Consider the following 15357-nt stretch of genomic DNA (forward strand, 5'->3'; position numbering starts at 1 on the left):
AGAGCTGCACGCTGCTCAGCCCAAGTGACCGTGCGGCCCTGACGAGCAGCGGGTCGACCGTGCGGACGCCCGCGATGGTGTTGAGCAGCACCGGGAAGAAGCTCGCGTAGGCGACGATCGAGATCTTGCTCGTCTCGCCGATCCCCAGGAGGAGGACGAAGACCGGTAGCAGGGCGAGGGCCGCCGTGTTGCGGAAGAGCTCGAGTAGTGGCGTGAGGAGCTCGCGCAGTGCGTCGTACCACGCCACCACGAGCCCCGTGGCGACCCCGGCGACGAGCGCGGCACCGAAGCCGACGACCGAGCGCCCCAGGCTGGCGGCGAGGTGCTGCTGCAGCTCGCCGCTCGCGGCGAGGCTCCACCACGCCCGGAGGACCTCGTGCAGTGGCGGCAGGAAGACCCGCCGGGCGGGATCGAGCAGGAACTGCGCACCGAGCTCCCACAGCAGGAGGAAGAGCACGACGGCCGCCGAGCGCCTCCCGGCCGCTCGCAGTCCGGGGACCACCCGGGACTTCCGGGCCTGGCGGGACGAGATCCGCTCGCTGACGGGCGCGGTCGAGGACGCCTCCGCCTCGCCGGGCGGGTCGGTGGACGCGCGCGATGGGTCAAGGGTCGCGGTGCTCATCAGGCTGCCCTTTCCGTGCCGTCGGGCTGGATCTTGAGGTGGCCGGCGTCCTGAGCCCTGCGGACCTCCTCGTGCAGGAGCGTCCAGACCTCGTGCCGGTAATGGGTGAACGCGGCGTCGGAGCGCAGGTCCGCTGCCGCCTGCCGGTCTCCGAGGTCGATCTCGACGAGTGCCTTGAGCCGGCCCGGGCGCGAGCTGAGGACCGCCACCCGCTGCCCGAGGTAGACCGCCTCCTCGATGCCGTGCGTGATGAACACGACGGTGGTGCCGGTCGCTCGCCAGATCCTGAGCAGCTCCTCCTGCAGCTGCTCGCGGGTCTGGGCGTCGAGCGCCGCGAACGGCTCGTCCATGAGCAGGATCCCCGGCTGGTAGGCGAGGCTGCGGGCGATGGCGACCCGCTGCTTCATGCCGCCGGACAGCTCATGCGGATAGCGGTCCTCGAAGCCTTCGAGGCCGACCAGGGCCAGCTGCTGCCGTGCCCGGTCGTTGCGGTCGCGGCGGGGGATCCCTTGCTGTTCGAGTCCGAAGGTCACGTTGGCCAAGGTCGTCCGCCACGGGAACAGGGCGTACTGCTGGAAGACGATGCCCCGGTCCAGACCCGGCCCCGTCACCTCCTGTCCGTCGACCTGGACGCTGCCGGTGGTGGGGCGGCTGAGACCACCGAGCAGGTCCAGCAGCGTCGTCTTGCCGGACCCGCTGGGCCCGACGAGAGTGAGGAACTCACCGCGCGGCACGTCGAGGCTCAGGTTCTCGATGGCTCGCAGGGTGCCGCCTTGCGGCTGCTCCCGCGTCGCCCGCAGGGTGAATTCCTTCGTGACGCCCCGCAGCTCGATCTGCGCGTTCATGACGCGCCCACCAGGGCGTTGAGTCTGTTCGTGTACAGGTCCGCCGGCTTGAGGGCACCCTCGGTCAGGATGCCGCTGCCGACGAGCCAGTCCTCCCACCGGGTGAAGTCCGCGTCGCTCACCGCGCCGCCCTTCGAGGCGACGCCGACGCTCTTCCAGTACTTGAGGTTGTCGGTCCTCTCGTTGCGGTGCCGCGCCTCGATGATCTTGGTGAACCGGGCGATGACCTGGTTGCGGGCCGTCGTGCGCTCCCACTCGATCGCCTTGGCGACGCCCGTCACGAACTCCTTTGCTGCATCGGGGTGCTGGGCGATGAAGTCGCTCCTCAGCACGTACTGCCCGCCGTTGAAGGCCCCGAACATCCCGTAGTCGCTGAAGAGCGACCGCACGCCGCCCGCTGCCACGGCGTGGTCCTGCAGCACCCCGCCGAGCGTGGCCACGTCGATCTGCTCCCGACGCAGGGCCTGCTCAGTGTCATTCGGGGGCAGAGGCACGAGCTGCACCTGGGCGACCTCCGCAGGGGTCAGGCCGCTCTTGCGCAGGTAGGTGTCGATAACCGCTTCGGCATGTGCGCCCAACGTGTTGACCGCGACCTTCTTGCCGACGAGGTCGCGCGCCGTGCGGATGGGGCTGCCCTGCAGCACGTAGAAGCCGTTGAAGGTCCTCGCGTCCTCCCCGTAGTAGTTGACGACCGCCTTGACCGGGGCCCCGGCCGCGATGAGCTTGACCACCGCGCCGGAGAACGCCCCGCCGAAGTCGGTCTGAGCAGTTGCCGCTGACTGGATGTCCTGAGGGCCGCTGGTCGTGTTGCCGACCCAGTCGAGCCTGACGGTCGGGAAGTAGCCAAGGTCCGCCGCGAGCTCGGGGAGGGTCACGGTGTTGGCCCACCCCTGGTAGCGCAGCGTCACGGGGCCCCCCTGCGACCCTCCTGCCCCGCTCGACGGCAGCGAGCAGGACGCGAGGGAGAGGACGCCGAGGACGCCGACGACCCCGTATGCCGTGGACGCGCGCATCAGGCCACCGCCTCGCGGCGCTGGTACCCGGCTGCCACAAGGGCGTAGCCGGCGACGATGTCGAGGAATGCCGAGGTGACCTGATGCACCGGGCGCTGTGCGACCTCCGCCAGTACGACCTCGCCGTGGTCGAAGAATGTGACGTGGTCCGCCAGGACGAACCAGCCGGGCGCGATGGCGCTCGGTGCCAGGCTGGCCAGCACCGGTCGCAGGGCGTAGTCGACCGCGAGCACGTGGGCCAGCGTGCCGCCGGTGGCGACCGGAAGGACCGCCTTTCCCTCGAGCGCGAACTGCGGCAGCAGGTCGAGGAAGGTCTTGAGCAGGCCCCCGTAGGCCGCCTTGTAGACCGGAGTGGAGACCACGACCGCGTCGGCGGCCTCGATGGTGGCGACCGCCAGCGCGATGTCCGGATCGGTCGCGTCGCCCTTGAGCAGGGGCCCGGGGGGCAGGTCTCGAAGGACGAGGGGAACCACGACGTGGCCGGCTCGCTGGAGCTGGGTCGCGATGGTGGACAGGACCGCGTCGGTGCGCGACCTCGTTGATGGACTGCTGGATATCGTGGCAATGACAGCCATGACTGACCTTTCGAGAGCGTGGGATACCGCCGGTCATGCGTCAGGCGCACGACCGTTGATGCGGAGGGTGTGTTGTGGGAAGCGTTGGACGGTGAGGCGCGTCAGGACCGACAGAGCGCGCTGGCGACGCGCCGTAGCTGGACATGCCGGCGCACGACGCGGCTCAGCTCACGTCCCAGCTGCGGAGTTCGCTTGTCCATGAATGGCTTCCGTCCTCGGGTGAGGCCCGAGAGCCTCGCGCTTGCGCGAGTCGGGTGACCCGCGCCAGGTCTTCACCCGGAGCACCCCACCGCGAGTGGGAGGGTTGCTGTCCAGCAAGCCGGGGCTGTCACTGGAGCTCATGACCTGCGACAGAAGGTAGCCCGTTTCTTATCGCCTATCAATCCGATAGGAGATACGTCCCGCATCGTGGGACCGCACCCGCGAGTGGCGAGACTGAAGCGGCTACCTACAGGCCGGGGCGCGGGCGCCGCAGTGAGGAAAGGCCTACCCGCACCGTTGCGGGCATACACCGCGTTTCACGCTTGCTGGTCGGCGGCCTTGCGGATGTTCTGGAGCGTCGTCCGGCCCCCGGCGACCTGCTTGGCATGCAGACGGACGGCCGTGTACATCGCCTTCAGCAAGGCGGCACCCTTGCGCTGCTCCAGCACGGTCATGGAGTGATCGAGCCTGGTGCCGCCAGCGCTGGGACTGAGCTCGTAGCCCCAGATGACGCGGCCGCCCTTGCCGGGATTTTCGTCCCTCATCGGCGGGAAGGAGACCCACTCCAGGCGCTTGCACCCCTCGACCGCCGTGATCTCAGAGGGCGCGTCGAACTCGGCGTGCCGTCGGATGTAGGTGATCAGGTCCCACACCCGCTGCGGCGGTGCGGCGATCTCGATCGACTCTCGGAAGCTTGTGACGACGTCGCCCTCCGTCGGCCCTCCTCATCCAGCACGCATACCAGCGTATGCCGCCGAGAGCACCTCCGGGCAGCACGCATCAACGTCGACGTGCCATGGGGCCCGGTCGAAGCTGCGTCGCGTCCGAAGACTCGACTTCGGGCTCTCCCGGCACCCTCGCCACCCTCACCTCGTCGGATCGAGGCGGCTCATAGCCCCGACGGGGTCCCGCCTGAGCGCCCGTGGTTGTGCATCACGTGCTTGGTGCGTGAGTAGTCGTCGAGCGCGTACAACGAGAGGTCTCGACCGTAGCCGGATCCCTTGAAGCCACCCCACGGCGCCTCGGTGGCGAGCACCAAGTGGGAATTGACCCAGACGGTGCCGAAGTCGAGCTTGCCGGGAAGGTCGAGCGCTCGACGGGAGTTCTCGGTGAACATCGATGCCGCGAGCCCGTAGGGCACGTCGTTGGCGCGCCGGATCGCCTCGTCCTCCTCCTCGAACGTCTCGACGGTGATGACCGGACCGAAGATCTCTTCGCGCGTCACCTCCGCATCACCGGGAACGTCGACGAGCACCGTGGGTGGGACGAAGAAGCCCGGGCCGTGCAGCGGCGCACCTCCCAGTGCGGCCCGGATCCCCGCGCTTGCCGCCCGCTCCAGGTAGCCCGTCACCCGGTCGAAGTGGGCCTTGGACACCAGCGGACCGATCTCGACGTCGTCACCGGCGCCGGGCTCGCCGACGACGAGGGTTGACACCTCGCGGACGAGGTGCCCCACGAACTCCTCGGCCACCGAGGAGTGCACCAGCACGCGGCAGGCGGCGCCGCACTCCTGCCCGGAGTTCCAGTAGCCGGCCGCCCGCAGCGACGCCGCCGCGGCCGCCAGGTCGGCGTCGGGGAACACGATGACCGGCGCCTTGCCGCCCAGCTCGAGGTGGACGCGCTTCAGTGACTCTGCCGCGCCCTTGGCCACGGCTCGGCCGCTGGCGACCGAGCCGGTCAGGGCGATCATGTCGATGTCGGGGTGGACTGAGAGCCGCCCGCCGACCTCGGGACCGTATCCCGTCACGATGTTCAGCACCCCTGCCGGAAGCAGGTCCGCAACCAGCTCGGCGAATTTCAGCGTGGTGAGCGGCGTCTGCTCCGACGGCTTCAGCACCAGCGTGTTCCCCGCCGCGAGGATGGGCGCCACCTTCCAGGCCGCCATGAGCAGCGGGTAGTTCCACGGGGTCACCACGCCGATCACCCCGAGCGGCTCGCGCACGATCACCGACAGGTGGTCGGCGGTGTAGTCCCCCGCGGCCTGAGAGGTGATCGAGCGCGCCGCCCCCGCCATGAACCGGAAGGTGTCGACACTGCTGGAGATGTCATCGCGGGAGACCGCGAGCGGCTTGCCGGCATTCGCCGACTCCAGCCGCACCAGCAGGTCGGTGTTCTCCTCGATCCGGTCGGCCAGCTTGAGCAGGACCTCCGCACGGTCCTTGGGCGTCAGGGCGCGCCACGCGGGCTGCGCGGCCCGGGCGGCGGTCACGGCGACGTCAACGTCGGCGGCGGTCCCCTCGGCAACACGTGCGAACGCCGAGCCGGTGCAGGGGTCGACGACGTCGATGAACCGGCCGGAGCCGCCCGGGCGGAACTCGCCGTCGATGAAGTGCTGCTCGGGTGGCAGGTCATCCTGGGCCAGCAGGGACGAACCTTCGCTGCGTCGGATCTCGAACGGGGCGGAAACGGACGTGGTCATGGGAGCTCCAGGTGTCGGGACGAGACGGACCGGATCGTTGATCAGGCCACGGGCTGGGAACGGAAGGCGGAGGCGAGCTGCGCGATGTGGCGGGCGTCCGCAGGCTCGAGGGACAGCGTCGGCTCGCGGGTCGAGCCGGCCGGGAAACCGGCCGCCTCCAGCGCCACCTTGACGGCGGCGATGTAGTTCACCGACAACGCCGCGTCCAGCAGTGGATACACGACTGCCCACGCCTGCCTCGCGGCGTCGAGGTCACCCGACTCGACCGCGTCGTAGACGGCGACGAGCTCGGCCGGCACGACGTTCGCGGTTCCGGCCATCACGCCCGCGGCACCGGAGACGAGCGAGGAGAGGATCAGGCTGTCCCAGCCGACGAAGGTGCCGACCAGGTCGCCGTAGTGGTGGATCAGCTGGGCAGCCTGCGCCATGTCGGGAGAGGTGTTCTTGACATAGCGGATGTTCTCGACCTCCCGGGCCAAGGTCGCGACGGTGTCTGGGGTCAGGTCCACGCCGGTGACCGCCGGCAGGTTGTACAACATCACCGGGATCTCGACCGAGCTGGCCACTCGGCGCAGGTAGTTCGTGGTCTCCGCCAGCGACAGTGGCTCGTAGAAGGGCGCGACAGGCATGACGACGTCGACGCCGACCGACTGCGCATGGCGCGACAACGCGACTGCCTCCGCGGTGCTCGTCGAGCCGGTCTGGGCGATCACCGGCACCCGGTGCGCGGTCTGGTCGACGACGGTTTCGACCACCAGTCGGCGCTCGTCGACGGTCAGCGCGCTGAACTCGCCGGTGGAGCCGCAGGCGACGACTCCGTGGACCCCACCGTCGATGGTGCGGTCGACCAGCGCGCGCAGGGTGGTCTCGTCAAGCTCGCCGTCGGGCCCGAACGGGGTGGCCAGTGCGACGAGTACGCCGCTCAGCGCTGCTGCCATGATGCGTGTCCTTTGGTGAGGGGGGAATGGTTGGGTTCCGGCTCGACCCGAGGGAGGGGTCCCAGGTGCCGCGCTCGTTGGTGGTCGGTGGCGAGCAGGCTCGCAGCCTCCTGAGCGGCGGCGAAGCCGGTCTGGATGGCGGTTTCGGTGTAGAGGGTCCCGAGGTAGTCGCCGGCGAGCAGCACGCGCCCTCCTCGCCGCATCAACGTCGGCTGCAGCTTGGCCCGACCGGGGAAGCTGTACGGCGATCCGTCCTTCCATCGGGAGACGCCGGCCTCGACGACGCTGTCGCTGAACCCGGCCCCGAGCACCTCCTCGAGGTCCCTCAGATGGGTCTCGATGACCTCGCTGTCGCTCTTGTCGAGCAGGTTGCGGCCGAGGTTGCCCGGGGAGAAGGTCATGATGCTGCCGCCGACCTGACGCTCCCGCTCGCTGCCACGCACGATGCTGGCCTGGTTCAAGGCGATGGCGAAGGACCGTTTCGGTGCGCTGATGGCATACACGGGATCCCATCGACGCGCAGAGGTCTCGTTGGTGAGGAAGGCGGCGCTCACGTGTGGTCCGTACCTGACCTTGCTCAGGGCTTCGCGCACCTCCGCCGGCAGGTCCACCGCGACGCGATGGGCGACCGTGGCGGGCGTGGCGAGCACCACCGTCCGAGCCTCGACCTCGCGGTCGGTCCCGTCCTGGCGGTAGCGGACGACCACGGAGTCGCGTCGGTGGACGACCTCCTGCACCTCGGCGCCCAGCTGCAGCCGGTCCCCCTGAGCAGCCGCCAGCGCCTCGGTCAGGGTGGAGGGCCCACCCACGATCCCCCGGCTCAGTCCCTGCCCCACGTTCCACACGAGGCTGAAGTAGCCGATGCCCGCTCCGGCCGAGATCTCGTCGGTCTCGCCGGCCGACCGCGTGACGGTGGTCCGGAAGAGGGCGTCCGCGTCCTCGGGCAGCTCGCCGATGAAGTCCTTGAAGGTGCGCTCGTTCTCGAAGTCGTAGATGCGCTGCTGGCGAACGGCGCCGTGTTCCCCCTGACGCTGACGGACCACCCCCGCATACCTGATGACTGAGGCGCCCACCTTGATTCCCGTGCGGATCAACGCAACCCGCGCGACCGGGGACATCGGGATCCTGAAGGGGTACGTCTCGACCCGGCCGTTGACGAGGAACTTGCCGTTCATGAACATGCTCGTCAACGAGCCGGGCACCCCGACGGCGTCGACCCCCGCCTTCCGCAGCAGGGTGTCCGTCGACGAGCCGGGGCCGGCGAAGATGTGACCGCCCCAGTTGAGCCAGTACGGTCCGCGCCGCTCGGATCGGATCCGCCCGCCGATGCGGTTGTCTGACTCCAGCAGCAGGGTGTCCTGGTGCCGCAGGCTCCACCCCGCGGTGAGACCGGCCAGCCCACCGCCAACGATCACGACATCCTTCATGTCGCCTCCTCTCCAATCGAAAGTTCCACTGTCACGGCCGGGCCCGGGTCAGGGAGCACCCGGGGGCAGGAACTGACCGGGGCCCGGCATACGGTCAGTGCCTGCAGCTACTGCACCGGGGCATCCCGGCGCTCGGACAGGCTGCGCAGGAAGATCCGCGTGGCCTCCGCCTGCGGGTTGTCGATCACCTGGGAGGGCGGCCCCTGCTCGGCGACCTGCCCATCCGCCATGAACACGACCTCGTCGGCCACGCTGCGCGCGAAGCCGATCTCGTGCGTCACGACGATCATCGTCATGCCGCTTCGGGCCAGCGCCTTCATGACCTCGAGGACCTCGCCCACCAGTTCCGGGTCGAGCGCCGACGTCGGTTCGTCGAAGAGCATGACCGACGGCTTCATGACCAACGCCCGGGCGATGGCCACCCGCTGCTGCTGTCCACCTGAAAGTGTGCTCGGATACTGGTCGGCCCGATCCGCCAGCCCGACGCTCTTCAACAGCTCCATGGCCTCGCTGCGGACCTCTTCGGGCCGACGGCCCAGAACGCGGACCGGCGCCTCCATGAGGTTCTCGAGCACCGTGAGGTGCGGGAACATGTTGAAGGCCTGGAACACCATGCCGGTCTGGGCCCGCTGCCGCGCGATCTCGTTCGGCTTCAGCTCGTGCAGCTTGTCGTGCCTCAGCTTGTAGCCGACCACTTCACCGTTGACGATGACGGCTCCGCTCGAGGGCTTCTCGAGGTGGTTGATGCACCGCAGCATCGTCGACTTGCCGGACCCCGAACGCCCGAGGATGCAGACGACCTGCCCCCGGCGGACCTCGAGGTTGACCGACTTGAGGACCTGCAAGGACCCGAAGCTCTTGGTCAGACCGACGATCCGCACGATGGCGTCGCGCCCTGCCTGAGGGGTCGTGGATGGGGTGGTGTCGATGCTCATCACTCGGTCTCCTCCGCTGCGACAAGCGCTTTCCGGACGCGCCGGCGCCTCTTGGTGGGGGTGAGGCTGATGTTGGCCCCGCGGCCGAAGTAGCGCTCGACATAGCCCTGGGCGATGGTGAGCACGGTGGTGCAGAACAGGTACCAGAGCGACACCACGATCAGGAGCGGGATCGTCTCGAACGTCTGGGTGTAGATCATCTGTGCCGAATAGAGCAGGTCCGGCAGCGCGATGACGCTCACCAGGGAGCTGTACTTCAGCATGCCGATGATCTGGTTTCCGGTGGGGGGGATGATGACGCGCAGCGCCTGCGGAAGGATGATCCGCCGGAACGTCATCATGGGGTTCATCCCCAGTGCCAGCGCCGCCTCGGTCTGCTGCCGAGGCACCGACAGCAGGCCACCGCGCACGATCTCGGCCATGTAGGCGGATTCGTGCAGAGCCAGGCCAAGCAGGGCCACCAGCCACAGTGTCAGTACCGAGTTGGTGTCGGCGCTGGCGAACACGGGTCCCCCGAAAGGGATTCCGATGCCCAGCCGAGGGAACAGGGCCGACAGGTTGTACCAGAACACCAGCTGGATGAGCAGCGGGGTTCCCCGAAAGAACCACAGGTAAGCACCTGCACACAGCCGCAGGATCCTGTTCTCCGACAGTCGGCACGTGGCGAGGACCACACCCAGCACGATGGCGATCGACATCGACACCGCCGTGAGCAGGAGCGTCCGGCCGAGTCCGGCCATGATCTGGGGGTAGAACAGGTAGTGCCAGACGATGTCCCACTGGAAGTTCTCGTTCGTGACGAGTGAGTTGACCAGGACCGCCACGAGCAGGAGCAGGATGGCCGCCGCGAGGGTGCGACCGGGGTGGCGGAGGGGGACGGTCTCCTTCGCCAGGGTCTGCTCGTCCATGGACAGCGAGGAGGTCCGGGTCTGCGTCGAAACGTCGTCAGCCGAAGGCGTCACCATGATCAGCTCCTCATCGTCTCGGGCCGTCAGCTGACCGGCTCGGGGGTGATCTCTGACTTGTCGACCGCGCCGAGACCGCCGTTGAGGTCATCGAGGATCTTCTTGAGCCGACCCGTCTGGATCAGCTTGTTCGTGGCTGCCTCGAAGGCCTTCGCCATGGCCTTGGTGTCGGCGTTGCGCGGCAGAGCCAAACCCGTCTTGATCTGGGGCGCGAACGGCAGGTCGAGCAGCTTGAACTTGCCCTTCGACTGGTCCACCGAGTACGCGACCTGGCTACCGCTGGCGAGGTTGGCGTCGATCCGCCCCTGGCTGAGGGCCAGGTTGACGGTGGCCTGCGTGGCGAAGGTCTTGACCGTCGTGGCCGCTCCCCCGCCCGCGTTGCACTTCGCAGCCAGCTCCTCGGCATACGCCGCCTCTGAGGATCCGAGGGCCGCCCCGATGGTCAGCCCGCAGACGTCGCTCGGGCTGGCGAAGGAGGTCTTGCTCGAGCTGGCCGGCACCATGACCGCGTCTCTGGAGACGTGGTTGACCACGAACGTCACGGACTTCTTGCGTTCGTCGGTGACGTTGATCTCGCCGGTGGCAGCGTCGTAACGGCCCGCCTGCAGCCCGGGGATCACGCCGTCGAACGGGATGATGACGAAGTTGACCTTGAGCCCGAGGAGAGCGGCGGCCTCCCGCGTGATCTGGATGTCCCAGCCGGTGGGCGCGCCGCCGCCCGGCGGCACCATCACGGCCGGCGCGTACACGGCCGCGGCGACGTTGATGGTGCCCTTGTCCTTGATCGACTTTGGAAGCAGGTCCGCCAGCGCGGTGTCCTGCGCCGGCAGCGCGCTGTCCTGCGCCGGCTGACCCGGGGCCCCGGCCTTGGCCTGATCGAGGGACTGGCCGCAGGCGGACGCGCTGAGGAGCGTCCCGAAGAGGGCAGTGGCCACCGTGGCCTTCTTGAGCCGGGTCGTGGTGGAGCTCGTCATTGAATCTCCTAGGTGAGATGGTGCGGTGTTCTGTGGGGCGGGGCCGACCTGACGGTTCGCACGTCGTGCCGAGGTGGGCAGGGCCAGGTCCCGCGGGGTCCGACGACCCCCACGTCGCACGACCCGTGGTTCGCGTCGAGACGAGGTGACGAGTCGCGCTGCCTGCGGCGGCACCGACCCGTCGGGGCCGGGCCCCCGCATGTTCTGTCACCGCAACTCTAGGATATGATCAAATATCAAACAAGGGTCTGACCGCGGAATCTTCCCGATCGTGGGAACTCGGCGTCCGACGACGGCATCGCTGCCTGCCCAACCTGGGACGACAACCAGGCCCGTATGCTGTGAGCACCACCGGGACCTCGGAAGGGGGACGAGGAGCGCCCCAACACGGCACTGCTTCTCATGCACATGCCCATCGAGAAAGTTGGAGAGGCGCTGCTGACCGACAAGGTCTTCGCGACCATCCGGACGTCGATCCTGAACGGCGAGCTGCCGGCGGGGTACCGGCTGCGGATCGATGACCTCGCGGAACGCGTCGGCACCAGCCACATGCCCGTGCGAGAGGCGATCAAGCGCCTCGAGGAAGCAGGTCTGGCCGAGCGGGTGCCCCATCGGGGCGCAGTGGTCCGAGGCCTGACCCAGCAGGAGCTCCTCCACGTCTATGCCGTGCGGCGCGTCCTCGAGATGGAGGCAGCCCGCCAGGGCTCGGAGCGGATCACGTCCGAGGACGTCGAGAAGATGCAGGTGCAGTACGACGAGATGCGGGCCGCGATCGTGGACAAGGACGCCATCGCGGTCCTCGATCGCGACGAGGACTTCCTCACCGTGCTCTACCAGGCCTCCGGCAACCCCGTGCTCACCAGCACGATCAAGGGCCTGTGGGAGCAGTGCAGGTTCTACAAGATCGTCGGCGCGCGGGTCACCTTGGAGGCCGAGGACGACTCACCCTTGTGGCGCTTCCAGGCTGAGCTCCTCGAAGCCGCGCGCAGCCGCGACGCCAACCTCGCAGCCGAGATCACCAGCGCCTCGCTTCACAACGCCACCGCCCGCATTCGCGCTCAGCTGACGACGGACACATCGGACAAGGCAGAAGCCGCCGGCTGACGCCCGTGCACGGCGTCCTCTACCGGGCAGCTGACCTCTTGGGAGGTGACCTTGCGGCTGGAGGCGTGCTTGCTCGTGGTGTATCCGGCCCGACCCGCCGAGTGGAGTCACCCGGAGGCGTTGGTCACCGACTGAGCTGGGGAGCCACCGTGTCGGCGATGTCCGCGAGGTGGTCCAGGTCGGACATGTCGAGCACTTGCAGGTAGAGGCGGGTCGTCCCCAGGGCAGCCAGGGTGCCGATCTTGTCGACGATCTCGGCCGGCGAGCCCACCAGCCCGTGATGGCGCAGCTCGTCGGGGTCGCGGCCAATGGCCTCGGCCCTGCGGCGGGTCGTTGCGTCGTCCTTGCCGAGGCAGATGGTCTGGGCCGCGGACAACGTCAACTCAGGGGCGGAGCGGCCGACCCGCTCGCACGCAGACCGCGCCGCCGCGTAGAGCGCGGCCGTGTCCTCGATGGACTGCAAAGGCGCGTTGAACTCAGCCGCGTAGCGGGCGGCCAGGGCCGGCGTCCGATTCCGGCCAACGCCGCCGACGATGATGGGCACTCCCCCGGACTGGACCGGCTTCGTCAGCGCAGGCGAGTCCACCAGACGGTAGTGACGCGCCGAGTAGGAAAAGGTGGACCCGGGTGGGGTCGCCCACAACCCGGTGATGATCGCGAGCTGCTCCTCCAACCGCTCAAAACGCTCCCGCAACGGTGGGAAGGGGATGCCGTAGGCCGTGTGCTCCACGTCCACCCACCCGGTTCCGATTCCAAGTTCGAGACGACCTCCGCTCATCTGGTCCACGCCGGCGGCCTGGATAGACAGCAGCCCGGGCAGGCGGAACGTCGCCGACGTGACGAGCGTGCCCAGCCGGATCCTCCTCGTGTCCCGAGCGAGGCCGGCGAGGGTGGTCCAGGCATCGGTCGGCCCAGGGTGGCCATCCCCGTTCCAGCCGATGAAGTGGTCAGATCGGAAGAACCCATCGAAGCCAAGGGCCTCGGTGGCCGTCGCGACCACCAGGATGTCGTCGTAGGTGGCTCCCTGCTGCGGCTCAACGAAGATGCGAAGACTCACGGACATGAACCGCATCGTCCTCCGCGACCTCGCCTATGCGCCATCGGCAACGCCGGAGCCCAGGGGGACAAGAGGGACAGCGCCGGTCGGGACTCTGATCCTCGACGTGCGTTTCCGAGGGTGGATGGCGGTGGCGGCGGGATTTGAACCCACGGTGGAGTTACCCCCCCACACGCTTTCCAGGCCTGCGCACCGACGTTCGCGACCTCTCGCGCGCGGCCGCTCGTGCTCAACGGCCGCCCAGCCGAACGCTCGAGAACGGCGAGTGCACGCCGCGAATGAGACGAGAAAAGAGACCGAAGCGTCGTTCGGCAGAGCCAGGCGTGGCGCGCAGACACAGGTGTCCCCACTCCGGCTTGCGGGTTCCTCTCTTGACGCGGTCCTCAGGCAACGGGGTGCAACTCGAACCGCAGTCCGAGGGCGCTGGTCACCTTGAGGATCGTCGACCAGGTCGGGTTGCCGTCCTCGGAGAGTGCCTTGTAGAGGCCGTCGCGGCTCATGCCAACGCGGCGGGCGAGTTCGCTCATGTTTCGGGAGCGTGCGATCACACCAAGAGCACGCGGAACCGCGCTTGGGTCCTCGGCGGACTCTTCGAGGGCAAGTTCAAGGTAGCCTGCTACGTCGTCGAGGTAGTCAGCCACGTCGAACGGCTGGTACTTCTCACTCCCGGTAGTCATTGCTCCCTCCGTCTGGCACTTGATCGGCTCGCCACTCGTCCGCCAGCTCGTGCGCCTTCTCAATGTCCTTCTGCTCCGTCGACTTGTCGCCGCCGCAGAGCAGCAGGACCAACACATCGCTTCCCTGGAGGTAGTAGACGCGGTATCCCGGACCCACATCGAGGCGTCGTTCCGAGACGCCCCTCCCGACCGGCGCAACATCGCCCCGGGTGGTCGTTGGCCAACCGGTCAATGCGCTCGATAATGCGGAGCTTGCCCTGCTTGTCCTTCAGTTTTCGGATCCACTTGTCGAAGTCGTCGGTGCGGACGACTTCGATCACATGTCGACTATAACTGACACCTTGGCCGGGTTCCCATAACACAGCAAGCTCATTCGGCCCCGGATCGTGATCGCTTCTCGGACGAGGGCGGTCCCGACCTGACGGGCTGTCGCCGCCACGACGGGGTCCGTGAAGAAGATCCATTCCTGGGCGCCGACACCAGACTGTGAGACCGCCAGCACGTCTGGTCGCCTGGCCACATCGGATACAGGCCGAGGTGGCTGTCATCCGTCAGATGCGCCGCGAGCACCTCGGGCGTCAATGGGGGTGCTGTTGGTCGGCCGCCTTGGTGCGCTTGCGCCACCCGCCCTCCACGGCCGGCAGCCAGCCTGCTGCGCCGGAGAGGGCGTTGCTCCAGCGGACGGCGTATGCATCTCGCCGGGCGCCGAACATAGCGGCGTTGAAGGCGACCTTCGTCCGCGACGACGACGTTCCATCGACCGGCCCAGGGGCCCTGTCGAACCACGTGGTCTGGGTGCCGCGCGCTGGCGATGCCTCCTGCGCGGTGAGCTTCAGCAGGCGGCGAAGACGGGCATTCTCACGGCGCAGCTCCTCAAGCTCGTCACTGACGTTCGGCATGGCTCCATCCTGGACGCGGGCGACCGTCGGTGACCCCACGCGAACGCCCAATCAGCGACCCGTAGCAGCCCAAATGAGACTAGAAATGAGACTAGGCCCGCGGTACGTCGGCCAGCCCGCGTCAGGCTGACCGACGTTTCCGCAGGTGAATGGCGGTGGCGGTGGGATTTGAACCCACGGTGGAGTTACCCCCACACACGCTTTCGAGGCGTGCTCCTTTGGCCGCTCGGACACGCCACCAAGGCGGAACCTTACCCGAGACGCCGGGCCGCGAAGAAATCCGCCAGCAGTGCAGCCGCCTCCTCCGCGCGCACGCCGCCGACGACGTCCACCTGGTGCAGCGCGAGCGGGTCGCGGGTGAGGTCCCACACCGAGCCGCAGGCACCGGCCTTGGCGTCCCACGCGCCGAAGACCACCCGCTCCAGCCGGGCCGCGACCGCCGCACCGGCGCACATGACGCACGGCTCCAGGGTGACCGCGAGCGTGCACCCGTCGAGCCGCCACGTGCCGAGGCGCTCGGCTGCCGCACGCAGCGCCAGGACCTCGGCGTGGCCGGTGGGGTCCCCGCGCTCCTCGCGGACGTTGCGGCCCCGCCCGGCGAGGGTGCCGTCGGGGGCGATGACGACGGCGCCGACCGGCACGTCCTCGGAGCCGGCCATGGCGCGCGCGAGGGCGAGCGCCTCCCCGAGCCAGGCGGCATACGCCG

General features: G+C 68.6%; 18 protein-coding genes, 1 tRNA gene and 1 riboswitch. Of the genes, 1 reads left to right on the forward strand and 18 read right to left on the reverse strand.

The window, feature by feature from the left end; genetic code table 11:
- The 11 genes from VFJ94_RS08515 to VFJ94_RS08565 form a co-directional block, all read right to left on the reverse strand.
- Positions 1 to 622 (reverse strand): ABC transporter permease (locus tag VFJ94_RS08515; protein ID WP_325003774.1); only part of this gene is annotated, 622 nt, incomplete at its 3' end.
- Positions 622 to 1467 (reverse strand): ABC transporter ATP-binding protein, encoded by an 846-nt coding sequence (locus tag VFJ94_RS08520; protein ID WP_325003775.1) that lies wholly within the window; start codon positions 1465 to 1467, stop codon positions 622 to 624. The genes VFJ94_RS08515 and VFJ94_RS08520, both read right to left, overlap by 1 nt.
- Positions 1464 to 2480: an ABC transporter substrate-binding protein gene (locus VFJ94_RS08525; protein ID WP_325003776.1), complete on the reverse strand. Its 1017-nt coding sequence runs from the start codon at positions 2478 to 2480 to the stop codon at positions 1464 to 1466. The genes VFJ94_RS08520 and VFJ94_RS08525 overlap by 4 nt, the downstream gene beginning before the upstream one ends.
- On the reverse strand, positions 2480 to 3055 hold the full coding sequence (gene ssuE, locus VFJ94_RS08530) for an NADPH-dependent FMN reductase (protein ID WP_325003777.1): 576 nt from the start codon (positions 3053 to 3055) through the stop codon (positions 2480 to 2482). Before ssuE ends, VFJ94_RS08525 begins: the two co-directional genes overlap by 1 nt.
- 232 nt (positions 3056 to 3287) lie before the next feature.
- A riboswitch (SAM riboswitch) is annotated at positions 3288 to 3401 on the reverse strand.
- A 172-nt stretch (positions 3402 to 3573) separates the two neighbouring features.
- Positions 3574 to 3909, reverse strand: a complete 336-nt coding sequence (locus VFJ94_RS08535) for a hypothetical protein (protein ID WP_325003778.1) — start codon at positions 3907 to 3909, stop codon at positions 3574 to 3576.
- A 236-nt stretch (positions 3910 to 4145) separates the two neighbouring features.
- The gene (locus tag VFJ94_RS08540; protein ID WP_325003779.1) at positions 4146 to 5675 is read right to left on the reverse strand and encodes an aminobutyraldehyde dehydrogenase; all 1530 of its coding nucleotides are present in this window, start codon (positions 5673 to 5675) and stop codon (positions 4146 to 4148) included.
- A gap of 41 nt (positions 5676 to 5716) precedes the next feature.
- Positions 5717 to 6613 (reverse strand): dihydrodipicolinate synthase family protein, encoded by an 897-nt coding sequence (locus VFJ94_RS08545; RefSeq protein ID WP_325003780.1) that lies wholly within the window; start codon positions 6611 to 6613, stop codon positions 5717 to 5719.
- Positions 6598 to 8040, reverse strand: coding sequence for an NAD(P)/FAD-dependent oxidoreductase (locus VFJ94_RS08550; protein WP_325003781.1), 1443 nt, complete (start codon positions 8038 to 8040; stop codon positions 6598 to 6600). Before VFJ94_RS08550 ends, VFJ94_RS08545 begins: the two co-directional genes overlap by 16 nt.
- 107 nt (positions 8041 to 8147) lie before the next feature.
- Complete coding sequence (locus tag VFJ94_RS08555; protein ID WP_325003782.1) at positions 8148 to 8975, reverse strand: amino acid ABC transporter ATP-binding protein; 828 nt, start codon at positions 8973 to 8975, stop codon at positions 8148 to 8150.
- The gene (locus VFJ94_RS08560) at positions 8975 to 9940 is read right to left on the reverse strand and encodes an amino acid ABC transporter permease (RefSeq protein WP_325003783.1); all 966 of its coding nucleotides are present in this window, start codon (positions 9938 to 9940) and stop codon (positions 8975 to 8977) included. The genes VFJ94_RS08555 and VFJ94_RS08560 overlap by 1 nt, the downstream gene beginning before the upstream one ends.
- A gap of 26 nt (positions 9941 to 9966) precedes the next feature.
- Complete coding sequence (locus VFJ94_RS08565) at positions 9967 to 10914, reverse strand: transporter substrate-binding domain-containing protein (RefSeq protein ID WP_325003784.1); 948 nt, start codon at positions 10912 to 10914, stop codon at positions 9967 to 9969.
- A gap of 402 nt (positions 10915 to 11316) precedes the next feature.
- On the opposite strand from VFJ94_RS08565, the gene VFJ94_RS08570 reads away from it, so the two are divergent.
- Positions 11317 to 12018 (forward strand): GntR family transcriptional regulator, encoded by a 702-nt coding sequence (locus tag VFJ94_RS08570; RefSeq protein WP_325003785.1) that lies wholly within the window; start codon positions 11317 to 11319, stop codon positions 12016 to 12018.
- Between the two features lie 124 nt (positions 12019 to 12142).
- Here the strand turns inward: VFJ94_RS08570 and VFJ94_RS08575 are convergent, their stop codons facing one another.
- From VFJ94_RS08575 to VFJ94_RS08600, 7 genes are all read right to left on the reverse strand, one after another.
- Positions 12143 to 13081 carry an LLM class F420-dependent oxidoreductase gene (locus tag VFJ94_RS08575; RefSeq protein WP_325003790.1) on the reverse strand — a complete coding sequence of 313 codons (939 nt, stop codon included), beginning with the start codon at positions 13079 to 13081 and terminating at the stop codon, positions 12143 to 12145.
- A 377-nt stretch (positions 13082 to 13458) separates the two neighbouring features.
- A complete protein-coding gene (locus tag VFJ94_RS08580) occupies positions 13459 to 13752 on the reverse strand; it encodes an addiction module antidote protein (RefSeq protein WP_325003786.1) in 294 nt (97 codons plus the stop codon).
- Complete coding sequence (locus VFJ94_RS08585) at positions 13736 to 13984, reverse strand: type II toxin-antitoxin system RelE/ParE family toxin (RefSeq protein ID WP_325003787.1); 249 nt, start codon at positions 13982 to 13984, stop codon at positions 13736 to 13738. The genes VFJ94_RS08580 and VFJ94_RS08585 overlap by 17 nt, the downstream gene beginning before the upstream one ends.
- Before the next feature lie 84 nt (positions 13985 to 14068).
- Complete coding sequence (locus tag VFJ94_RS16545) at positions 14069 to 14272, reverse strand: TOTE conflict system archaeo-eukaryotic primase domain-containing protein (RefSeq protein WP_414654589.1); 204 nt, start codon at positions 14270 to 14272, stop codon at positions 14069 to 14071.
- Between the two features lie 58 nt (positions 14273 to 14330).
- A complete protein-coding gene (locus VFJ94_RS08590) occupies positions 14331 to 14651 on the reverse strand; it encodes a hypothetical protein (protein WP_325003788.1) in 321 nt (106 codons plus the stop codon).
- Between the two features lie 150 nt (positions 14652 to 14801).
- Positions 14802 to 14891 (reverse strand) — tRNA-Ser (locus VFJ94_RS08595).
- An 11-nt stretch (positions 14892 to 14902) separates the two neighbouring features.
- A partial coding sequence (locus VFJ94_RS08600; protein ID WP_325003789.1) for a nucleoside deaminase occupies positions 14903 to 15357 on the reverse strand: 455 nt, incomplete at its 5' end.

Source organism: Intrasporangium sp., assembly GCF_035688975.1.
Taxonomy (GTDB): Bacteria; Actinomycetota; Actinomycetes; order Actinomycetales; family Dermatophilaceae; genus CALMNV01.

What these genes read in the sequence shown, in the direction of transcription:
- VFJ94_RS08520 (WP_325003775.1), bottom strand. Translation starts at nt 1,467, where the DNA reads ATGAACGCGCAGATCGAGCTGCGGGGCGTCACGAAGGAATTCACCCTG.
- VFJ94_RS08525 (WP_325003776.1), bottom strand. Translation starts at nt 2,480, where the DNA reads ATGCGCGCGTCCACGGCATACGGGGTCGTCGGCGTCCTCGGCGTCCTC.
- ssuE (WP_325003777.1), bottom strand. Translation starts at nt 3,055, where the DNA reads ATGGCTGTCATTGCCACGATATCCAGCAGTCCATCAACGAGGTCGCGC.
- VFJ94_RS08540 (WP_325003779.1), bottom strand. Translation starts at nt 5,675, where the DNA reads ATGACCACGTCCGTTTCCGCCCCGTTCGAGATCCGACGCAGCGAAGGT.
- VFJ94_RS08545 (WP_325003780.1), bottom strand. Translation starts at nt 6,613, where the DNA reads ATGGCAGCAGCGCTGAGCGGCGTACTCGTCGCACTGGCCACCCCGTTC.
- VFJ94_RS08550 (WP_325003781.1), bottom strand. Translation starts at nt 8,040, where the DNA reads ATGAAGGATGTCGTGATCGTTGGCGGTGGGCTGGCCGGTCTCACCGCG.
- VFJ94_RS08555 (WP_325003782.1), bottom strand. Translation starts at nt 8,975, where the DNA reads ATGAGCATCGACACCACCCCATCCACGACCCCTCAGGCAGGGCGCGAC.
- VFJ94_RS08560 (WP_325003783.1), bottom strand. Translation starts at nt 9,940, where the DNA reads ATGGTGACGCCTTCGGCTGACGACGTTTCGACGCAGACCCGGACCTCC.
- VFJ94_RS08565 (WP_325003784.1), bottom strand. Translation starts at nt 10,914, where the DNA reads ATGACGAGCTCCACCACGACCCGGCTCAAGAAGGCCACGGTGGCCACT.
- VFJ94_RS08570 (WP_325003785.1), top strand. Translation starts at nt 11,317, where the DNA reads ATGCACATGCCCATCGAGAAAGTTGGAGAGGCGCTGCTGACCGACAAG.
- VFJ94_RS08575 (WP_325003790.1), bottom strand. Translation starts at nt 13,081, where the DNA reads ATGTCCGTGAGTCTTCGCATCTTCGTTGAGCCGCAGCAGGGAGCCACC.
- VFJ94_RS08580 (WP_325003786.1), bottom strand. Translation starts at nt 13,752, where the DNA reads ATGACTACCGGGAGTGAGAAGTACCAGCCGTTCGACGTGGCTGACTAC.
- VFJ94_RS08590 (WP_325003788.1), bottom strand. Translation starts at nt 14,651, where the DNA reads ATGCCGAACGTCAGTGACGAGCTTGAGGAGCTGCGCCGTGAGAATGCC.